The following is a 20,123-nucleotide window of genomic DNA, read 5'->3' as shown; positions in this document are numbered from 1 at the left end:
TACAAGTTAAAACAGATAGCGTACTTTAAAGGTTACAAATTCCTGGTCAGGCTGTTGCCAACTGTTTTCTAAGGTTGCAAAGCGGTTTTGCGTTAAATCGCGTTCAATAAATTCGTTACCGCCTCGGCCATAAACCAAAAACATATCAGAATACGCCCCCATTTTGTAGCGCAGTTTTAGTTGCAAATTAAAGCGCGAATCATCAAAACTAGTATCACTATTTTGCGAAATTAAATCCCCTTCAAAAACGCGGTAAACATCCTTACTTTTCGCTTTTAAGCTCGCCCACTGGAAAGTCGAGCTAAACTCTAAGTTATTCATTATCAAACCAGAGATTTTGATGTAATTGGCGTAATAGTCTCTGTCATATTCAGTGATCATATTTTGCTGATTAGCAACCAACCAACCATCACCGGTACGAAAATAATTATTAAATACAACACGCCAATTTGAATGCGGCATTAAGGTTAAATCAATCGCGTACTGATCAGCACGACCATGTAACCCTTCTTGATCGTTTTGATAACTTGCCGCCCAACTAAACATGCCTGTATACGGGCTAATATACATAAAACGCGTTGTCCAATTATCATCAAGATAGACCGCATCCGTGCCATAACCTAAGTTGTCGTGCCATGCACCAGCGTAATAATTAATAACGGTTTCAAATTGGCCGCCATTTTCTAAGTTTAAATTCACTAAATAATGCGGGTTATTAGTTAGTTTTAGGCCGTTATCATCAGTGTGATAGTTAAAACTCGCTTGCTGTAAAACGCGATTAAACCAATCATTTTTAGTATTAATTGCATGACTTATTTTAATCTCACTGGCGCGCCAATTATTGCGTTCACTGTAACCTAAATCGTTATTATCAAAGCGCTCATCTAGCCTAAAATAGTTTGCTGAAAGCGAAGTATTAATTGAAAACTCATACTTGGCATTGAACGATACGCCACTGCCCTGCTCGCTGTTGTTTTCTTCAGTTACATCGGTGTACATCAATGCTATTTGCCCTGACCAAGTATCACTTTGATACTGACTATCCCAAGCATAACTGAAGGCATCCCTATCTAACCATGGGCGCTTGGTTTTAGTTGCCAACACACCAGTTTGCCAGTTTTGCTGCGCTGTTTGTTCGGTGTAATTAATACGCCCTGCATAAAAATCTTTGCCCGCGTTTGAGGCTAAATTATCTTCCGCTACTGCAAAACCTGCCAGCTGCAAGTTTTCACCTTGATGCACAAACCGTGCAGCCACATCAATTGGTGTAATAAGTTTACTTTGATCATCACTGCCCGCACCAATACGACGCGTATGAATTAATTTGGTATTACGCTCAGACGGAATACTGAATACACTAATATCTTGGGTAAAGAATGGACGCTTATCAGTGCGCAGGGTTTCAACAGCCGAATAGTTAAGCACCACTTCATCACTGTCGACCTGACCAAAATCAGGGTTCACTGCCACACTTAATTTTTGGTGGTGATTCGGCTTGTACACGAAATCAAAGCCTAAATTTGCTTCACCATCATTCGCCGCAAAATTATTTGAGTAGCTTGCATAAGGTACAAACGCCCTCTGTTGGCTTTGCGGAATTTTTACCTGCACCTTAGGCATTTCAATATAGAAGTCGCTGTTACCTGTGGTTTGCTTCTGCGAACCATAAATATAGTTTTTAGCTAAATCATACAGCTGTAGCGACACGCCTACTTGTGAATAACCATTTTCATCTTGCTTATGACGAAACGATACAGCGTGCCATGGAATAAAGGTTTCAATTGACCAAAAATCTTCGCTTTCATAAAACGCAGATTGCCATGCCCCATCCCAATCATAGTCGGTTGCTAATTGTGGCGTGAGTACCGCATCTTGAATACCACCGCCCAAGGTTACAGCAAATAAATACGCACCACTGCCATCGCCAGAGTAATCAACCACAAAGCGGTTAAAGTCAGCTTGCATAAAGCCATCTTGTAGGTTGTATTGCTTTTGCCTTTGATTTGCCGGTTGATAGTTGATCATGCCGATGTACATGCCTTTTTCATCGCTATAAACACGCCCTTCCACTTTATTTTTGTGTACAGATAAGGTGGCAGGCACAACTTGATAAAAGGTGCTGTATTGCATGGCTTTTTGCCAAGCTGGCTCTGAAAGTTTGCCATCTAATATAATCGCTGATTGCTCAGCCATTGTTGCAAAACTTACAAGCGTAAAAGAGTAAATTAACGGTGTTTTCATATCAGCTCATTTGCGGTTGATTTGCATTACATATGAGCAGAAAAAGGTGATAAAAAAGCTGAATTTTTTCTTAATAAAGCTGCTAGAAGTCTTATATTTATTGACTTTAATCTGCAAAACCGTATTTTTGTTGTTAAATCAACAAAAGGCATGTTCAACCGCTATGGAAAACGCTCAAAAGCCACAACAAGGTACATTTAGATTTGCAGAGTTTGAATTCAATGTAGCTAAAGATGAGCTATGTCTATGGCAAACAGATCAGATAGAAAAACTTGAACCACAAGTATCACAATTGCTTGCTATGTTGATTAATAATGCACAGCAAGTAATTTCAAAAGAGCAGATTCAAAGTGCTTTATGGCCGAATACCATTGTTGAACAAAACAGCCTTTATCAGCTGTTAACAAAACTACGTAAATTACTCAACGACAGTTCGCGCAATCCTAAGTTTATTAAAACCGTGCCCAAAAAAGGCTACTGTTTTATTGCAGAGGTTGAGTTAATTTCTAACGCTACCCCTGCTGTTAAAACCCTGCCGCGAAGTCGTAAAATTCATCCTCTTGTCGCGACTTTACCTATATTAATTGTTTGCTTTAGCGTATGGGCTTTTTTAAACAGCAAAGAAACCGAGTTCGAAATCCCCCACTATCAATTACATGATGTGAGTTATGAGCTTGGCTTGGAGTTTGATGTAAATGTGCATCGTGAACACGATTTAATGGCTTACATTAAAGACATCAAAACCCTCACCATCACAGATAAACAAGGCGCTATGCTATTTAATCGCAGTTTTGCCCACCGCGTCGGTTTTCCAGCTTGGCAGCATCAAGGCAAATTATTGGCCTATTGGCATTTTATTGAAGATAGATGCGAGCTTTCAATTATTTCACCACAAGGTGCAACTAGCCATACAGCCCAAGGTATCGCTTGTGAATCCGCAAAGCCTCCCGTATGGAAATCTAATGACGAGTTGATTTTAAGCGTGTTACAGCAAGGTACGTTAGTGCCCTATTTATACCGCATTGGCACCGAAGAGCTGATCCCTATGCCGCTTGAGCGACCTGCGCAAGCTGAATATAAAGGCGCAATTTCAGCTTGGGATAACCGTGTTTACTTCTTATTTAATTACATTGATCACACCAGCAAGCTAGTATCGCTTAATGGCAAAGAAGCCCTAAGCTGGTCATTTCCAGTTTGGCTTGTTGCGTACAACCCAAAAAATGGCGCAATTATTAGTAACGATGAAAGCCAACGTCATAATTTAATTGCGACCCATCGCGATGGCCAAAGTTACCCTATTTACAACACCGCTCAAGGCCTATTTACTAGTGCATCTATCGATAAATATGGCGATATTTACACTGCGATTGAGAGTTGGCAGGTTAATATTCGCGATAAAGACAATTTACCGATTTTCTCAACCTCAAGCATTGATTACTTACCTGTGAGTAACAGCCTGGGCGAAACCGCGTTTATGTCACGCCGCAGTGGCGTGTGTGAAGTGTATTTACATGCCGACAACAAAGTAACTCGCTTATCAAATCACAAAGGCTATGAATACGTTAAGTTTTTGGAGTGGCGTCCTGATTTAAGCATGCTGTTATCAAATCGTGATATGGATTTGGCGTTATATGATCGTAAGAGCCAAATTTTGCAGTTTACCACTGAGCTTAATAGCACGATAAAAAATACCGGCTGGTATGATATGCAAACCGTGTATGCCTTTGACGGCTCACAAGTGCAACTGTATGACTTACAAGGCCGTATGCTAGAAAACATCGAGTTAAATGCCCAATTTGCCTATTACGATAGCCACAACAACCGTTGGCTAATATTGCAAGAGCATCAACTTTTCAGCAAAACAGATTTATCACTTGAGGGTGAAAAACTTGCTGAACTAAGTAATGAGCAAACCAATTTGCTGCATAATATTCGCATCAAAAACAATGCACTGTATTGGCAGTCTTCTTGGTCAAAACAAGATAAAATTTGGCGCCTTGATTTGGCAAACCCAAGCGATATTAAATTAGTGAAGCAGGGTAATTTAATTTGGCATTTTGATATTGACCCATATGAGCAATTAACAATTGCCCGCATGGAAGCAATAGAGGGTGATATTAAGCGTTTATCGCCAGAGCCAAAACAAGCGCTTTAACCGAGGCTTGCTTTTACAAATGCGATTCCTTCAACAAAGCTGGTAAAACGCATTTTAGTAATACAACAATTAGCTAATGCAAAGGCGTGTTTTTGCAGCACCAATTCAAACTCAGCTAATTCAAATGCATCCGGTTTACTAAACTCGCCATTATGCAAGCAGAGGTAGCGAAAACCTTGGCTATCAATCAGTGCATCATCACAAACAAAACTTCCCAATAGGCTCTGGAGTTGTTGCATGCTTTCAACATATTCCAATTCATCATCGCCGCAATAATGAATCACAACGGGATAGCTAAGAGTTTCTATCAATTTCATATTAAATATTGACTTATTTTTAAACTGTATTAGTGTATTAATACACCTTTAAATTACTAATACACTATGAGCATAGAATTAATTCATGCAATTTACACTATAAACACGCAGGCAGCGAGTGCGCTTTATCGCCAAGTGATGGAGCAAACCAAGCAGGGCATTCGTGCGGGTTTATTATTGCCGGGGCAACAATTGCCATCGGTGCGAGTGATGGCCTCATGCTTACAAGTAAACCCTATGACCATTTCAAAAGCATTTTCGCAGCTGGAGCAACAAGGTGTTTTAGAAAGGCGAAAAGGCATAGGCATGCTGGTGGCAGAGCAACACAATATTAGTAATTACAGTGAGTCGCTACTTGCTAAACGCGACGAGTTTATTCAATTGGCAAAGCAAAATCAGCTTTCTGACGACGCAATAATAACACTAATTCAAGATGCGCTTTCGGCTCTTAGCAACAGGACGTAACCATGACACAGCCCATAATCACTATAGAAAAAGCCATAAAATCTTATAACAGCCACCGTGTACTCGATAAACTGAATTGGCAAGTAAACGAAGGCGATATTGTAGGTTTATTAGGTAAAAATGCCGCCGGTAAAAGTACTCTGCTAGAGTCTATTATGGGTTTGCGCGAATTAGAGTTAGGCGAAATAAAATTGTGGGGCTACTCATGGCATGAGTTACCACAAAGCCAAAAACAAAAAATAGGTTATGTTGCGCAAACCAGTTCAGCATTTGATTGGATGAAGGTGTCGCAATACCTTGATTATATTTGCCAATTTTTTCCAAGTTGGGATAAAGCCTATTGCGAAACCCTACTAAAACGCTGGCGGATAAGTGATGACCAAGTGATCAGTAAGCTCTCTGGCGGCCAAAAGCAAATGCTCGATGTTGTTCAAGCATTATCAGTACGGCCAGAGCTGCTTATTTTAGACGAACCTGTTGCACACTTAGACCCTAATATGCGCCGCGCCTTTTTAAAAGAAGTGATAGATCTCTGCTGCGAGCATGGCACCACAGTGATTTTCTCAACTCATATAGTGTCGGATTTAGAGCGTGTTGCAAATCGTGTCGCTGTACTGCAATTTGGTGTGATCCGTCATTACTACGAGCTAGACGAGTTAAAAGCAAGTATCGCTAAGCTTAGTTTTGCCAATAGCAGTAAAACCAACCTTTTAGAAAAAGATGCCAGCATCAGCAAGATTCAACAATTTGGCGAAACCACAACTACCAGCATTATTGCACCACTGAAAAAACCCATTGAAGAGTGGTGCGCTTTTTATGGATTAGACGCCACCATTCAACCGATGAACCTTGAAGATTGGTATTTAGAGGTGGCTAATGAATTTGTTTAAATCAAATGCATTGATTTTAATGCGTAGTGGCACAATTACTTTGCCTTTTTTACTGATTCTATCCGTTGTGTTTAGTGTGTTATGGCAACAAAAAAACCTTGATCCTTTGAACTTTCGTTACATCAAAACCTATTTATTGATGACCTGTTTACCGTCATTATTTTTTGGTTTTATGCTGGGTATAGGCTTACAAAAACTGAAAGCACACTATCTTTGGGTGACAAGTGAGCTGTACCGCCATTCGATTATAAAAACGGGTTTAGTATTAACTGTGCTTGGTGCGCTGTTTATGAGTTTGTTTATTACACTTAACAGCGAAATAGCCTTGCACTACCTTTTATTACCTATCAGTTTTGCAATTATTGGATTATTTGTGAATGGCTCATCTTCATTAAAAAACAATATTCTGCGCAATTTATTTTGTTCAGGATTATTGATAGCCATGATGTTTCAAACGATTCATGAAATTGCGACATTAATCATTATCGCAACTTGCTGCTATACCACCTACGCTGAGTTCAATACATCAAAACGTGCTTCTGTGAACAGTAAGTCTTTGATGCTAACAGATCGCCAGTCCGTGATTTGGTGGAATGGTAAGCTAGCAGCCTTTGCCGCTAAATTTAAAAAATCATTCAACAAAGATATCGCTTGGGCAGTGTGTTACCCACAAACAAAAATGGGCTATATGGGCGGCTACTTTGCTGCAATTTTTGCCTTTTTATTAGCAACTAGCGATAACGAAATATTAGTGAGTTTTTTATTGTTATCCTTGGTTGTAGGTTGTCAGTTTCCGGTCTATCAGGAATTTTCGCAGCTCAAGCACCAACTAAAATCAATTGCACACTGTTTTGCTGATAAGCAAAGCATGATTAAAGGCATTATTTATAGTTTCGATAAAGTGGTAATAAGAAACACTTTACTGATTTTCGCGACAATTTTTGCAATAACACTCTTTAAACAAGATTTTGATGGCGCAATCAAAATAGCGTTTTTAACGCTCTTTGCAACAGCAACATTTTTAGCCTTTGCACCATTGTTACTGGTTTTCTTTAATGGCTGTATTAATGCGAAAAACATTTTACTGTTCACAATAATTTGTGGCTTTGAAATAGCTATTTTTGGCTTAGTGCATTACGTTAGCGAACAACTTAGTATTTATTTGATTTGTATTGCGGTATTAATTACAGCTGGGCTGATGCGTTATTTCACTCAGCAGTTTATTACACGACAATCGCTTGAGCGAATAATAAATTAAGAACCCTAGCGCTAGAACAAAATTAGTTAAATTAAATGCATTGTTCTTATTAATTCAATAAGCTAGAGTAGAAAAAAGCCTTCTGAATTATGAAGTTCAATGCCTTTAGCACTTAAGGAAGTGTATAAACGACATTAGGAAGTGTCTTATGAACAACTACATTGCTGCGCTACCAGCGATAAGGCCGCCATTTCTCACCTTAGCACCTTTATCTTGCCTTGTTGGCTTAGCCTATTGTAATTATCTTGGATTTCACATTAATTTTCTGTTTGCGGCACTGTCAATTTTAGGTGCAACATTTGCTGCAATTGCAGTTAACACCATCAATGAGTATCAAGATTTTCAAAGTGGCTTAGACTTAAACACTAATCGCACGCCTTTTAGTGGCGGCAGTGGGTTATTAAAACAGCATCCACATTTAGCCACCTATGTTAAGAAACTAGCGATTGTTGCCATTTCAATAGTATTAGCAATTGGCGCATTTTTTATTGTAACTGTCGGTGTGTCGCTTATTCCGATAGGTGTTTTAGGTTTGCTTATTGTTATCACGTATACCAGTTTCTTAAATAAGCACCCATGGCTCTGCTTTATTGCGCCTGGCCTTGGTTTTGCTGTTTTAATGCCAGTAGGGGTATTTGTGGCGCAAACTGGTGAGTTGCATTTTTCTTTGTTGGCTATCACCTTAGTGCCATTTTTAATTACCAACAATTTATTACTAATGAATCAGTTTCCCGATATTTCAGAAGATAAAAACGTTGGTAGAAACCACCTTGCGATTCATTATGGGGTTACATTTGCCAGACAGGTGTTTGCATTTTCTTTATTCGTTGCTATCGGTTGTTTACTCTATTTCGTTGCTAGTAATTTATTGCCTACACTTGCATTGATTACATTGCTGCCGCTCGGACTTTGCTTGATTTCCTTGGTATACTTGTACCGTTTAGGCGATAATATTGCGCAGCATTTGCCCGCCATGGGCTTAGTTGCCGCAGCGGCAAACTTAACTCCGTTGATGTTATCTCTCGCTTTATTTATGAGTAAAAGTTAAATACCAATGACCATTAGTTACCAATTCACACTCGACAAAAATTATCTTGAAGAATGTTTTGATGAATCGCTACCACACAGCCCACATCAATCACCTAAATACGGGTTTGCTGGTAGTTTTATCGGTATTGGCATGGGATTAATAATCTTTACTGATATGGGTGGCGTAGCACCTTATATTATGGTTGGTTTAGGTGTTTTAGAGTTTATTAGTTTTTACTACCGCCGCCCATGGTGGTTGGCGCGCCAAATGTGGAGCAGGGCGTCTAATTCAACCGTTACCATCACCATGAATGATGATGGCATTGAAAGTAAAAACCCGTATACAGAATCGCTGCTTGAATGGGATCAGATAAAACAAATCATTCACACGCCAAAAGGCATGATATTTGTTAATTACAAAGGCCAACAAACTTATCTTTCTAAAGCCTTTATGCCCGCAGAAACAGAACGCTTTATTGAAGAGCACCTTGCGGTTTATCAAGTAGATATTGTTCATTAAAAAAGCGAGCTATTAGCTCGCTTTTTTATAGTGTCGCAACGCGGTTTCGTCCATTGCGTTTTGCACTGTATAACGCCTCATCGGCTTGTTTTACCGCATTATAAAACGCGACTACTGAATGTACTTCTGCCACACCAAAACTCGCTGTAAGTGAAAGTTCTTCGCCGTTATCCAGATTAACCGGGTGGACTTCAATATTCTTTCTTAGTTTTTCGGCTATTTGTACCGCTTGACGCATTGATGCATGCGGCAAACAAATAATGAATTCCTCGCCGCCATAACGCGCCACCACATCCGAGTAACGCAGCTGATTTTGCATCAACTTAGCAATATGCATCAACGCTTTATCACCTATATCATGGCCATAGTTGTCATTCACCGCTTTGAAGCGATCAATATCACACATAATAACTGCCATGGGTAAAAATTCGGATGTCGCTCTTTCCATTTTTGTTAGAAATATAGCATCAATAAAGCGGCGGTTTGGTAAACCAGTAAGTGCATCGGTGTTGGCTTTTTGTTTCTGGTTGTAGGTAATACTAGTAATCGCTTGGTGGCTTTTGTCACGAAAGTACTCACTAATAAAGGCAAATAATACCACTAACGAAAAGCCAGAGAGAAAGCGGGTTTTTTCAGTTTGACCATAATTTGCTTGGCCGAAATCAGGACCATATAATTGAAAAACAATAGTACTTACAGCAAGCGCCGTTAATAAGAGCCCAGAGCGCACTCCCAGCATAGTAAAGACCACCACAGGGTAAAACATAAGCCAATAAAGTGCGGTGTTTTCTTTGCCTCCGGTATAAACCAATAAAATACTTAACAGCAACACCGTAAGTGCAATGCCAATACTGCAATACTTAAGTTGGCGGGTACTAAAATAAATCACTACGTTAATAAAAACGGCAATTAATGCACCCAGTAAGGTTATGCTTAACAGCCAAGGATAAGTTTGAAAGTTTACAAGTAATAAACCTGAAAACACCACCAAGGCAATGCCTGACATTGCTAAAAATGAGAAGACTCGGCGCTTTAATTCAGCACTGTGCAAACCGTCAACTTCTATAAAGTTGCGCCACCAATCTGTTCTATGTGAGTTGTTTTGCTGCATTTTTATTATTTTTATCTTTAAAAAGTTGCGTAAAGTAAACCAAGCGTTTGCTTTTGACTGTTAGCTTTAAGTCTAATCTATGGCTCGAAAAAGGGTATAAAAAGCGTTAACTTAATACCCAACTTGCTTAGTTATTTAAAAATATAGCAAGTTCTTCGGTTAGCTGCGCGTAATACGGGTTATAGGTTAAACGCTTAAAGCTGTTATATTGCTCTTTCGCTGAGAATGTAATTTCAGATTCATGAATATCCTCCACCACTTTACACTCATTGTATTTTGCTAAATCATCTAGGTAATGCCCACAATTTCGATAGCCTGCCTTTTCACCATAATGCACATTCTCTGCAGTATTTGGAATAGCTGTGTGTGCCATTTGAATTTGCGTGTCACACTCTGTTTGGCATTGTGGTGTCACTAGCTTTACTTTATCAGCCCCCTTGAACATACTTAAATTAGCGCGTTCACCGTAATACACTAAAGTAAGAGGTGAAGGCGTTCTTTGCTGCCACTGTGCTAACAAATCAAGAGTTGCGCTAGTTTCAATCGTCATATCATGCTCAGGCACAGCAACAAACATCGGCACACTGTGCGTTTTGTGCTGTGTCTTAAATGGATACACTTCATTCATGAGTAAATGCACCTGGGCACCTGCATTAATAGGAAACGACTCATACTTGGCAAAATCAACATCGGCGTCTTTATCGAGCCAATTTAAAAAAGGAATATAGTCAATGTACTGCGCAAGCCATGACATTGAATTTTTCGCTTTTGTTGCAGGCGCAAACAGCATCACACCAGCAAGTTTTTTATCGAGTGACTTGCGCGTCAACATATAATCTAAAATAAGGCCCGCACCAGTTGAAAAACCGCCTAAATAAACCTGCTCAAAATCATTAAGTGATTGCTCAATAGCAAACGCTGCAATCGCTTGCCAGTCTTTGTAATCAACATAACGTAAGTGTTCAGCAGCTGTGCCGTGACCAGGTAATAACACTGTGCGCACATTAAAACCTTGTTGATGATAAAACGCAGATAAATCATGAAAGCTATAAGGTGAATCGGTTAAACCATGCAATAGCACCACCACCTTTTGGCTATTTGGTTGTGTTAATTGATACGGTTTTACTAGGTCTAAAATGGTTGGTGATGCAATATTTTGTTGATTGATAACATAGTTATCAATCGGGCAAGGGGTGGCTGCTCGCGGGTTAAAAGACGCGATATGTTGCTCACTTTCACGTAAATAATCAGTAAAGCTTAAGCCTTTTAAATCAATTACCTTGGCTTGCTGAGATTGCGGTAAATAGCGAAATTGGCCTTGCGTTTTTGCGTCTAATATAAAATTGATATCGTTACTTTGGGATAAACAATCTGCCGAAACGCTGAAACTAAAACCAGCTAACACTAAGCCAAGCACTTTCGTAAAATAAGTCATTACCCTTTACCCTTTTTGTATTAATATCAATTCCACACAACCCAACTGAACTATACCAAAATAACCTAAGAGCATGTCTAATTTTCACTACAAAATTTATACAAATATAAATGAAATTAGCGAGATACAGTGGCGCGATTGTTTTAGTACAAGTTGCTTTACCAATTACCACTTTTTATCGAGTTTAGAGTTATCAGGTAGCGTGAGTGCACACACAGGGTGGCAACCTTACCATATTGCTATTTTTCAAAAAGACAAACTGGTTGCACTACTGCCGGGCTATGTTAAAAGTCACAGCTATGGTGAGTATGTGTTTGATTGGGCGTGGGCTGAAGCGTATGAAAGGTATCAATTAGATTACTACCCCAAATGGATATGCGCCGTCCCCTTTACACCAGTACCTGAAACCAGAATCGGGCTTAAAAACACAACAGATAATGCAATTTATCCGTTTATAAAATCACTTTTAAATACGTTAGCCGAAGAAAACGCTTGGTCAGGATGGCATATAAACTTTTGCCTAAAAGATGAATTACTCCAGCTAGAGTGCGAACAGGTGAATGCACGAAGAGGGGTGCAATTTAGTTGGCATAACCAACAATATCAAAGCTTTTCGCAATATTTAGATAAGCTCACCGCGAGAAAGCGAAAAAGTATCAAAAAAGAGCGTAACAAAGCCAAGTCGCAAATCGACAGCATAGACGTTTTACAGAATAACCAAATTACAGAACAAAATATTACTCAGTTTTATCAGTTTTATTGCGCTACCTACTTAAAACGTTCTGGCCATCATGGTTACTTAAATCTTAATCTTTTTAAGCGTTTACACGATAAAATGTGCGATAACCTTGTGCTAATCGCTGCGTTTAAAGATCAAGAAATGGTCGCGGCGAGTTTATTTGTAAAAGGGCAAAAGTCACTGTTTGGCCGCTATTGGGGTGCCTTAGAAGAATTTGATAGCCTGCATTTCGAACTTTGCTACTATCAAGGCATAGAGTATTGTATTGAGCATCATCTCGATAACTTTAATGCGGGTGCTCAAGGTGAGCATAAGATTTTGCGTGGCTTTGAACCTGAATATACCTATTCATGCCACCACATTCGCGACAAGATGTTTCGGCCTGCTATTGCAAACTACCTAAAACAAGAGTGGCAACAAATAGCAGACTATAAAGCGCAATGTGACGCCTTACTTCCGTTTAATAAACTCCAATAAACGGTTATTCGCAGGCATTTCATGATCGGTAATCAATTCAAGGTCAGCTTCTGCTGCAAGCTGACAAATCCATTCAAAATCACGAATACCACGCGTGCTGTTTTTTACTTTTAACCATTGGTCAAATTCAGCGTTAGAGTCTGATGTGAACTGGCCATTGTAGTTAAATGGCCCATAAATACAGAGGGTGCCATTTGGCGCTAAAAAGCGCTTCACTTTTTCGAAAAACGCTTCGACCAGTTGAGGGTTAACAATATGCAAGGTATTGGCAGTAAACATGCCTTCGTATTGAGTAATTTGCCAAGACTCTGAAATATCAAGCGACAAGGGCGGTAGCAGGTTTGGTGCAGGAAACGCATCTAACCAGTACTGCATACCCGAATGATTAACCGGTACATCACTAGTTTGCCAAATTAAGTGCGGTAGTGCAGGGGCAAAGTGAACAGCATGCTGTCCACTGCCAGAGCCTATTTCTAAAACGCGAGCTACATCTGCAAAGGCCAATTTTAAAATAGCTAAAATCGGTTCTTTGTTTTTTTCACAAGCTTTAGAGTAGGGCTGCATGTTATTTCTCTGCAAGTAATGACAAGAAGAACGCCAACACTAACGCACGTTCTTTTAAGCTTTTAAAGCGCCCAGATGCGCCACCGTGGCCACTATCCATATCGGTTTTAAATAACAGTAAGTTATTATCAGTTTTGTACTCACGCAACTTAGCTACCCATTTCATTGGTTCCCAATACTGCACTTGGGAATCATGAAATCCGGTTGTGACTAAAATATTTGGGTAGTCTTGTGCGCAAATATTATCGTATGGTGAATATGCTTTAATCCAATCATAAGCATCACGCTCATTTGGGTTACCCCACTCATCATACTCATTGGTAGTAAGTGGAATACTTTCATCTAACATGGTTGTTAGTACATCTAAGAAAGGAACAGTGCAATCAATGCCGAGGTATAATTCTGGCGCTTGGTTTACCACCGCACCCATAAGTAAGCCACCAGCACTGCCGCCCGATGCAAATACTTTGTCTTTTGCGCCATACCCTTTTTCAACTAAGGCCTTAGTTACATCAATAAAGTCATTAAAGCTATTTTGCTTATGCTGCATTTTGCCTTGCTCGTACCATTCACGACCAAGCATTTCAGAGCCGCGTACATGGGCAATGGCATAAACAAACCCTCTGTCGAGCAAGCTTAGGTTATGCGCAGAAAAATTAGGATCGATCGTAATACCGTAAGCACCATAACCATATTGATAAATCGGGTTGCTGCCATCTTGTTTAAATAAGTCTTTGCGATAAACCAAGGATACTGGAATATCCACCCCATCACGGCTAGTGATCATCAAGCGCTCAGCCTGATAATGTGTTGCATCAAATTCGCCTAACACTTTTTGCTGTTTCAGAACGCGCTTTTCACCGGTGTTTAAATCAAACTCAAATAAGCTACTCGGTGTGGTTAAGCTCGAATAAAAAATGCGCGCTTTATCGGTATTTGGCTCAGGGTTATCGCCAATTCCTGCAAAGAAGCATGGGTCATCAAACACAAGCGCAAAACTGTCGCCATTTTTTGGATAAATAATAAAGCGAATTTGCCCTAGTTCACGTTCTGTCACTACTTTAAACTGATTAAATAACTCAATGCCCTCAATCAATACATTGGTACGATGGGCAACAAACTCTTGCCACTGTGATTTTTGGCTAATGGTTTGAGCATTTGCAGTTAAAACTCTGAAGTTTTTTGCCTGCCAATTAGAGTAAATAACATACTCATCGCCAAGTTTATCAATATCATAAATATGATTTTCTTCACGGGGAATTAAGCGTTTAAATTCGCCCATTGGATTATTTGCATCAAGCACTAAGCAATCGGTAGTTTCAGTCGCGGCAAGATCAATCATCAACAAACTATCATCACGGCTTTTACCAAGCCCCATATAGAAGCTGTGATCGTCTTCTTCATAAACCAACACGTCCTCACTTTGAGGGGTTCCAAGAATATGGCGATATACTTGGTAGCCCAATAAAGTTTGTAAGTCCTTCCTTACATAAAATACTGTTTTATTATCATTAGCCCAAATCACTTGGCCTTCGGTATTTTCTAGTACATCATCTAAGAAGGTATTGGACGCAATGTGCTTAAAGCGCACGGTGTAAATGCGGCGACTTTCGGTGTCTTCTGAGTAAGCTAATAACTCATCATTGGGGCTAATGCCAATTTCACCTAGATCGTAAAATTCATGTTCGCTAGCAAGTGCGTTCACATCTAATAACAGCAACTTATTGTCGCCAGCAAAGCTGGTGGTGCGATAGTGACGTGCATATTCATCATCACCTGTTACTTCACTGTGATACCAATAATCACCATCCTTTACCGGTACTGTGCTGTCGTCTTTTTGAATACGACCTTTCAGCTCTGCAAAAAGCTGATGCTGCAACTCTTCTGTTGGTTTAAGAACCGCATCACAATACGCATTTTCAGCTGCGAGATGTTCAAGTACAGCTGGTGCACTTCGATCATCATCGCGCATCCAATAATAATTATCGGTGCGCTCCACATTGTGTGAACTAAGAATTTTTGCTTTTTTAGTCGCAATTGGGGCAATTGCGGTACGGTCTAAACGTAGAGTTGTCATGAAGTTAGCTATAAACCCAAAATGAATAGCATTAGTAATGGCCGCAGTTTAGCAAAATAATGCATCGTTAACATTAAGTTACTTTTTACGTTTTGAATCTGTTTTTGCATTGGGTAGACTCATTTTTTGATAAAACAAAGATTAACTTTGCAAGTTCCAAGGGAAACACAATGAAATTAAAGCTACTTTCACTTGCCGTAGCACTTAGCTTTGCAAGCAGTGCAGCACTAGCAAAAGATGATAAGAAGAAAGACGATAAAAAAGATAAAACTCTGGCTGAAATGCTTGAGAAAAAAACAGTTTCAGAAGGTCTTTTTAACCTTTATCAAGATACAAAAACCGGTGAAACCATGATGGTGATCAGTGAGGCAAACTTAAATAAGCCTTACGTTTACTTTGCGCACACTGTTGATGGTGTAATTGATGCGGGACATGTACGTGGTTCGTACCGTGAAACAAAGTTAATTGAATTCCGTCGCCACTTTGATCGTATTGATATTATTAGTAAAACGCCGCGCTATAAGTTTGATCCAAACAATGCAATTGCGAAAGCAAGCGATGCAAATATAAGTGAAGCGGTGTTAGCAAGCTTAAAAATCGAAAAAGAAGAAGAGGGCAAGTTTGCACTTAAAGTAGATAAACTCTTTAAAAGCGAGGCGCTTCATAAAGTATCTCCTTGGAAGCGCGCCGGTGACAAAAATGCCAGTAAACGTTTTAACCCAGGCAAACTAGATGACCAAAAATCACGCATTCTTAGTAACCGCAATTACACCAATAACTTAGATATCGTTGTAGATTATGTATTTAATAATGCTAATCCTACAGTTCGTGGCACACAATCAGTAACCGATCCGCGTACAGTATCAGTAAAAGTTCAGCATTCATTTATTGAACTGCCACAAAATGACTACCAGCCACGTAAAGATGATTCGCGTATTGGTTACTTTGGTCAGCAGTTTGACGATATGACAACTAGCGACTGGGCACCTTATCAAGATTACATTAATCGTTGGAACCTTGTTAAAAAAGACCCTAATGCCGCAATTTCAGAACCAGTTGAACCAATTACATGGTGGATTGAAAATACCACACCTGTGGAGTGGCGCGAAACAGTAAAAGAGGGTGTACTCGCATGGAACTTAGCGTTTGAAAAAGCAGGTTTCAAAAATGCCATTGAAGTAAAAGTACAGCCAGATGATGCCGAGTGGGATGCAGGTGACATTAACTATAACGTATTACGTTGGACATCTTCACCACGTCCTCCATTTGGTGGTTACGGTCCATCACTTGCAAACCCTCTAACAGGCCAAATTTTAGGCTCTGATATCATGCTTGAATACGTGTTTATGAAAAACCGTTGGATGATGGATAGCCTATACAGTCAAGCGGCTTCTTCAATCGCTCACAGTCATGATATTGCAAGCCAACAAGGCTTACATTGCAGCCAAGGGCATGAATTACAGCAGGGTATGATGCTAGCTAATTCGCTTGCAACTACCGATATCGCGAAGAAAGAGATCCTTGATCAAGGCCTTAAGATGCTTATCCTTCACGAAGTAGGGCACACACTTGGCTTAAACCACAATATGAAAGCGTCTATCTTGTGGGATGAAAAAGAAGTTCACGATAAAGCTAAAACACAAGGTATTTTAACTGGTTCAGTAATGGACTACACACCTGCGAATATTGCCCCAGTGGGCATGGAGCAAGGTGACTACTTCCAAGATAAGCCAGGCCCTTACGATGATTGGGCAATTGAGTATGGTTACTCTCAAGGTTTAACTGATGCAGCAGCGGAAGCGGCGCGTTTAGAATCTATTTTAAAACGCTCTAGTGAACATGGTTTAGCATTCGGTAATGATGCCGACGATATGCGCGCACCAGGTCGTCACATCGACCCACGTGTGATGATTGGCGATATGTCGTCAAATGCGGTTGCCTATGCGAAAGATCGTATGGAACTGGTTAATCAAACATTTGGCAAACTTGAGCAAACTGCGCTTAAAGACGGTGATTCGTATCAAGAGCTACTCGTAAAAGCGAATATGCTATTTGGTCAATACCATGCTCAAGCGGGCGTTGTATCGCGTTACATTGGTGGTGTTTATGTAGAGCGCGACAATGTAGGTAGCAATACACAACCTTACTCACCAGTTCCACTTGCTAAGCAAAAAGAAGCTATGAACGTACTAACAAACTTCGTATTTGCACCAGATGCACTATCAGCAATGGAGCCGCTACTGAATAAAATGCAGCACCAACGCCGTGGCTTTAGTCATTACGGTAAAAACGAAGATCCTAAGTACCATGCTATGGTGTTAGGTATGCAAAAGAACGTATTAGCTCAGTTGTTACATCCAAATGTAATGACACGTATTTCTGATAGTACCAAATACGGCAATGAGTACGATGTAAATAGCTTCTTAAACGATTTAACTGCAGCCATTTTTGTTGATGCTAAATCGGCAACATCGGTAAGCCACAATCTGCAAACAGAATATGTGACAAACCTTATCGCTGTAACTGGTGTTAAAAAGCCATCTAAGCACGACAATATGTCAAAAGCCGCAGCATTTAAACAACTACAAGATATTCAAGGCGCAAGCCTATCGTTGTTTGCATCAGATGCAGCAAAAGCACAAAAAGCTTATATTGATATGCTAATTGAAAAGGCATTAAAAGCTTAAAAGGCATTAAGTTAATATTTATTCCTGTGCTTTAAAACGTACAAACCAAAAGCTGAACATTTATTGTTCGGCTTTTTTATTGTAACCTAGCGCTTCATTTTAAATATCAAAGGATATGATTTTTATGAAGAAAACTATATTTATAACACTCTTTTTTTTACTTAGTGCATGTAATTCAACAGAAGAACCAAGCGAGCCTTACTTTACACAAGCTCCTATAAAAGTAGAGCAAAGTGAAGTGAAAGAATATTGGGTATTTCAACCGCAAAAAACAAAAAAATTTCGCGGCGAACGCCCTTCTTGGTTACCAGAACAACCTGGAATGATGACATATAAGCTAATCATAGATTCAAACGGCAACGAAGTTACAAAAGAGCTGATTTCAACTACACCAAATAATTGGATTACGCAGCAGCAGCTAACAGATATGTCAAAAATATCATATCTACCAAGTGACCAAAATACGAACCGAGTGCCTGTTGAAGTGGTAATGAAATTAGCTGTGGGAATTACTCGCAATAAATAAAAGTCATACAAAATAAAAAACCGAGGATAAATCTCGGTTTTTTATGCCATAACTATGTAAATATTAATCATAAACTGTTGGGATTGGCTGGCGCTTATGCTCTGTGCGCTTATAAATCGCAATCAGCTTTTCTTCAACTTCACTCGATACTTCTTTACCTTCTAAGAAGTCATCAATCTGATCGTAGCTCACACCAAGTGCATCTTCATCAGCAAGGCCAGGGCGGTCACATTCTAAGTCAGCAGTTGGTGTTTTAGTTACTAGTAGTTCTGGCGCACCTAAGGTTTTTGCGAGCAATCGAACTTGGCGTTTTGAAAGACCAAATAGTGGTGCTAAATCACAGGCACCATCACCAAACTTGGTATAGAAGCCTGTAATATTTTCAGCACTGTGATCTGTACCAACAACTAAGCCTTGCGTTAAGCCTGCAATCTCATATTGCGCTATCATGCGCTGACGCGCCTTTACATTGCCTTTGGTAAAATCAATAGCACTTTGTGCTGGTGGCTCAATACCCGCAGCCTCAAGCGCTGCTAGCGCCTCTGAGTGCATACCATCAGTTGCTGGCTTAATATTTACAGTCACGCGCTTTGATGGCTGAATAAAATCAACAGCAACTTGCGCTTCATCTTCATCTGCTTGCACCCCATAAGGTAAACGCATGGCGATAAACTGGTATTTATCAGTAGCGTGTTCTTGATTTAACTCATCAATGGCTAGCTGGCAAAGCTTACCACACGTTGACGAATCAACACCGCCAGAGATACCTAGCACTAAGCTGCGCGTACCTGATTCCACCAGCTTACCTTTAATAAATGCCACTCGACGGGTAATTTCTGCTTGAGGATCGATTGAAGGCAGTACCTTCATTTCAGCCATGATTTCAGCGCGCACTGGTTTTCTCCTGTGTTATAAACCTAGATGTGATTTAATTTCTGCAAGTTCGCTGCGTAATTCAGCAACTTCTAATCGTAATTGTGCCACTTCATCACTTTGATGGCTAGCCACAACCGTTGATTGCGCATTCGAATTCATCGCCTTGAGTTCAGAAATATCCGTATCGCCAAATAAATGCATAAAACGCGATTCACGCTTGCCTGGCTCTCGCTCTAACTTCACAACATATTCTTGCTCTACTAAGGCATTTAGTGCGCTTTCCACTTCAGTCACATTACTAAAGTCTGCTAATCGATTAGAACGCGTTCTTAGTTCACCCGGAGTTTGTGCACCACGCACCAGCATTAAGCAGATAATCGCTTTTTGCTGATCGGTTAACTTTATTGAGCCAAATTCAGTATTACAAAAACGGTGCGCATATTTATTAACGCGCCCAGATAAGCCTTCATCAACTGTCACTAAGCGTTTTGCAGCAAGTGAATCTAAACCATCTTGTACTTCTGATTCAGATAAATCTAAAACCGGCTCACGATTGGATTTTTGATTGCAGGCGTTGGTTAAGCTATTAAGCGAAAGAGGGTATTGGTCTGGGGTTGTTTGTTGTTTTTCAAGTAAGCAGCCTATGATCCGTTGCTCAACAACAGAAAAATTAAGTACCATAGTCATCCTATTCATATTGTTTTAACTGTCTTTTTAAATTCATTTCAACTTATATTAAAAGCAAGAATTAGCATA

Annotated in this window: 17 protein-coding genes; 9 read left to right on the top strand and 8 right to left on the bottom strand. The window is 39.9% G+C overall.

Annotated features, from left to right (window positions below; all coding sequences use genetic code 11):
- Window positions 1-6 precede the first annotated feature (6 nt).
- A complete protein-coding gene (locus ABYD77_RS02335) occupies window positions 7-2,241 on the bottom strand; it encodes a DUF5916 domain-containing protein (protein WP_372766624.1) in 2,235 nt (744 codons plus the stop codon).
- Between the two features lie 163 nt (window positions 2,242-2,404).
- Here ABYD77_RS02335 and ABYD77_RS02330 point away from each other — a divergent pair, with 163 nt between their 5' ends.
- Complete coding sequence (locus ABYD77_RS02330) at window positions 2,405-4,396, top strand: transcriptional regulator (protein ID WP_372766622.1); 1,992 nt, start codon at window positions 2,405-2,407, stop codon at window positions 4,394-4,396.
- Here the strand turns inward: ABYD77_RS02330 and ABYD77_RS02325 are convergent.
- Window positions 4,393-4,713 (bottom strand): DUF4144 family protein, encoded by a 321-nt coding sequence (locus tag ABYD77_RS02325; protein ID WP_372766620.1) that lies wholly within the window; start codon window positions 4,711-4,713, stop codon window positions 4,393-4,395. The genes ABYD77_RS02330 and ABYD77_RS02325 overlap by 4 nt on opposite strands.
- Before the next feature lie 66 nt (window positions 4,714-4,779).
- Here ABYD77_RS02325 and ABYD77_RS02320 point away from each other — a divergent pair, with 66 nt between their 5' ends.
- The 5 genes from ABYD77_RS02320 to ABYD77_RS02300 all read left to right on the top strand — a co-directional run bounded on the left by ABYD77_RS02320 (window position 4,780) and on the right by ABYD77_RS02300 (window position 8,875).
- Complete coding sequence (locus ABYD77_RS02320; protein ID WP_372766618.1) at window positions 4,780-5,178, top strand: GntR family transcriptional regulator; 399 nt, start codon at window positions 4,780-4,782, stop codon at window positions 5,176-5,178.
- A 2-nt stretch (window positions 5,179-5,180) separates the two neighbouring features.
- Window positions 5,181-6,068 (top strand): ABC transporter ATP-binding protein, encoded by an 888-nt coding sequence (locus ABYD77_RS02315; RefSeq protein ID WP_372766616.1) that lies wholly within the window; start codon window positions 5,181-5,183, stop codon window positions 6,066-6,068.
- Window positions 6,055-7,326, top strand: a complete 1,272-nt coding sequence (locus ABYD77_RS02310; RefSeq protein ID WP_372766614.1) for a hypothetical protein — start codon at window positions 6,055-6,057, stop codon at window positions 7,324-7,326. The genes ABYD77_RS02315 and ABYD77_RS02310 overlap by 14 nt, the downstream gene beginning before the upstream one ends.
- 148 nt (window positions 7,327-7,474) lie before the next feature.
- On the top strand, window positions 7,475-8,374 hold the full coding sequence (locus tag ABYD77_RS02305; protein WP_372766612.1) for a prenyltransferase: 900 nt from the start codon (window positions 7,475-7,477) through the stop codon (window positions 8,372-8,374).
- A gap of 6 nt (window positions 8,375-8,380) precedes the next feature.
- The gene (locus ABYD77_RS02300) at window positions 8,381-8,875 is read left to right on the top strand and encodes a YcxB family protein (protein WP_372766610.1); all 495 of its coding nucleotides are present in this window, start codon (window positions 8,381-8,383) and stop codon (window positions 8,873-8,875) included.
- 25 nt (window positions 8,876-8,900) lie between these two features.
- On the opposite strand, the gene ABYD77_RS02295 is transcribed toward ABYD77_RS02300, so the two are convergent.
- Window positions 8,901-9,986: a GGDEF domain-containing protein gene (locus tag ABYD77_RS02295; protein ID WP_372766608.1), complete on the bottom strand. Its 1,086-nt coding sequence runs from the start codon at window positions 9,984-9,986 to the stop codon at window positions 8,901-8,903.
- A 127-nt stretch (window positions 9,987-10,113) separates the two neighbouring features.
- The gene (locus ABYD77_RS02290; RefSeq protein WP_372766606.1) at window positions 10,114-11,421 is read right to left on the bottom strand and encodes an alpha/beta hydrolase; all 1,308 of its coding nucleotides are present in this window, start codon (window positions 11,419-11,421) and stop codon (window positions 10,114-10,116) included.
- Between the two features lie 73 nt (window positions 11,422-11,494).
- Between ABYD77_RS02290 and ABYD77_RS02285 the strand changes: the two genes are divergently transcribed.
- Window positions 11,495-12,637: a GNAT family N-acetyltransferase gene (locus ABYD77_RS02285; RefSeq protein WP_372766604.1), complete on the top strand. Its 1,143-nt coding sequence runs from the start codon at window positions 11,495-11,497 to the stop codon at window positions 12,635-12,637.
- Here the strand turns inward: ABYD77_RS02285 and ABYD77_RS02280 are convergent.
- The gene (locus ABYD77_RS02280) at window positions 12,611-13,201 is read right to left on the bottom strand and encodes a DUF938 domain-containing protein (protein ID WP_372766602.1); all 591 of its coding nucleotides are present in this window, start codon (window positions 13,199-13,201) and stop codon (window positions 12,611-12,613) included. The genes ABYD77_RS02285 and ABYD77_RS02280 overlap by 27 nt on opposite strands.
- Window position 13,202: 1 nt before the next feature.
- The gene (locus ABYD77_RS02275) at window positions 13,203-15,278 is read right to left on the bottom strand and encodes a S9 family peptidase (RefSeq protein ID WP_372766600.1); all 2,076 of its coding nucleotides are present in this window, start codon (window positions 15,276-15,278) and stop codon (window positions 13,203-13,205) included.
- A gap of 170 nt (window positions 15,279-15,448) precedes the next feature.
- Here ABYD77_RS02275 and ABYD77_RS02270 point away from each other — a divergent pair, with 170 nt between their 5' ends.
- Both ABYD77_RS02270 and ABYD77_RS02265 read left to right on the top strand, forming a co-directional pair.
- Window positions 15,449-17,965 carry a zinc-dependent metalloprotease gene (locus ABYD77_RS02270; protein ID WP_372766598.1) on the top strand — a complete coding sequence of 839 codons (2,517 nt, stop codon included), beginning with the start codon at window positions 15,449-15,451 and terminating at the stop codon, window positions 17,963-17,965.
- 124 nt (window positions 17,966-18,089) lie between these two features.
- On the top strand, window positions 18,090-18,491 hold the full coding sequence (locus ABYD77_RS02265) for a hypothetical protein (protein ID WP_372766596.1): 402 nt from the start codon (window positions 18,090-18,092) through the stop codon (window positions 18,489-18,491).
- Window positions 18,492-18,554: 63 nt separating this feature from the next.
- Here ABYD77_RS02265 and nadE read toward each other — a convergent pair whose 3' ends face one another.
- Both nadE and ABYD77_RS02255 read right to left on the bottom strand, forming a co-directional pair.
- Window positions 18,555-19,385: an ammonia-dependent NAD(+) synthetase gene (nadE, locus tag ABYD77_RS02260; protein WP_372766594.1), complete on the bottom strand. Its 831-nt coding sequence runs from the start codon at window positions 19,383-19,385 to the stop codon at window positions 18,555-18,557.
- Window positions 19,386-19,400: 15 nt separating this feature from the next.
- Entirely contained in the window at window positions 19,401-20,048 is a 648-nt protein-coding gene (locus tag ABYD77_RS02255; RefSeq protein WP_372766592.1) for a YceH family protein, read from the bottom strand.
- Window positions 20,049-20,123 lie beyond the last annotated feature (75 nt).

Source organism: Pseudoalteromonas sp. (assembly GCF_041629635.1).
GTDB lineage: Bacteria > Pseudomonadota > Gammaproteobacteria > Enterobacterales > Alteromonadaceae > Pseudoalteromonas.
This window is presented reverse-complemented; position numbering and strand designations above follow the sequence as displayed.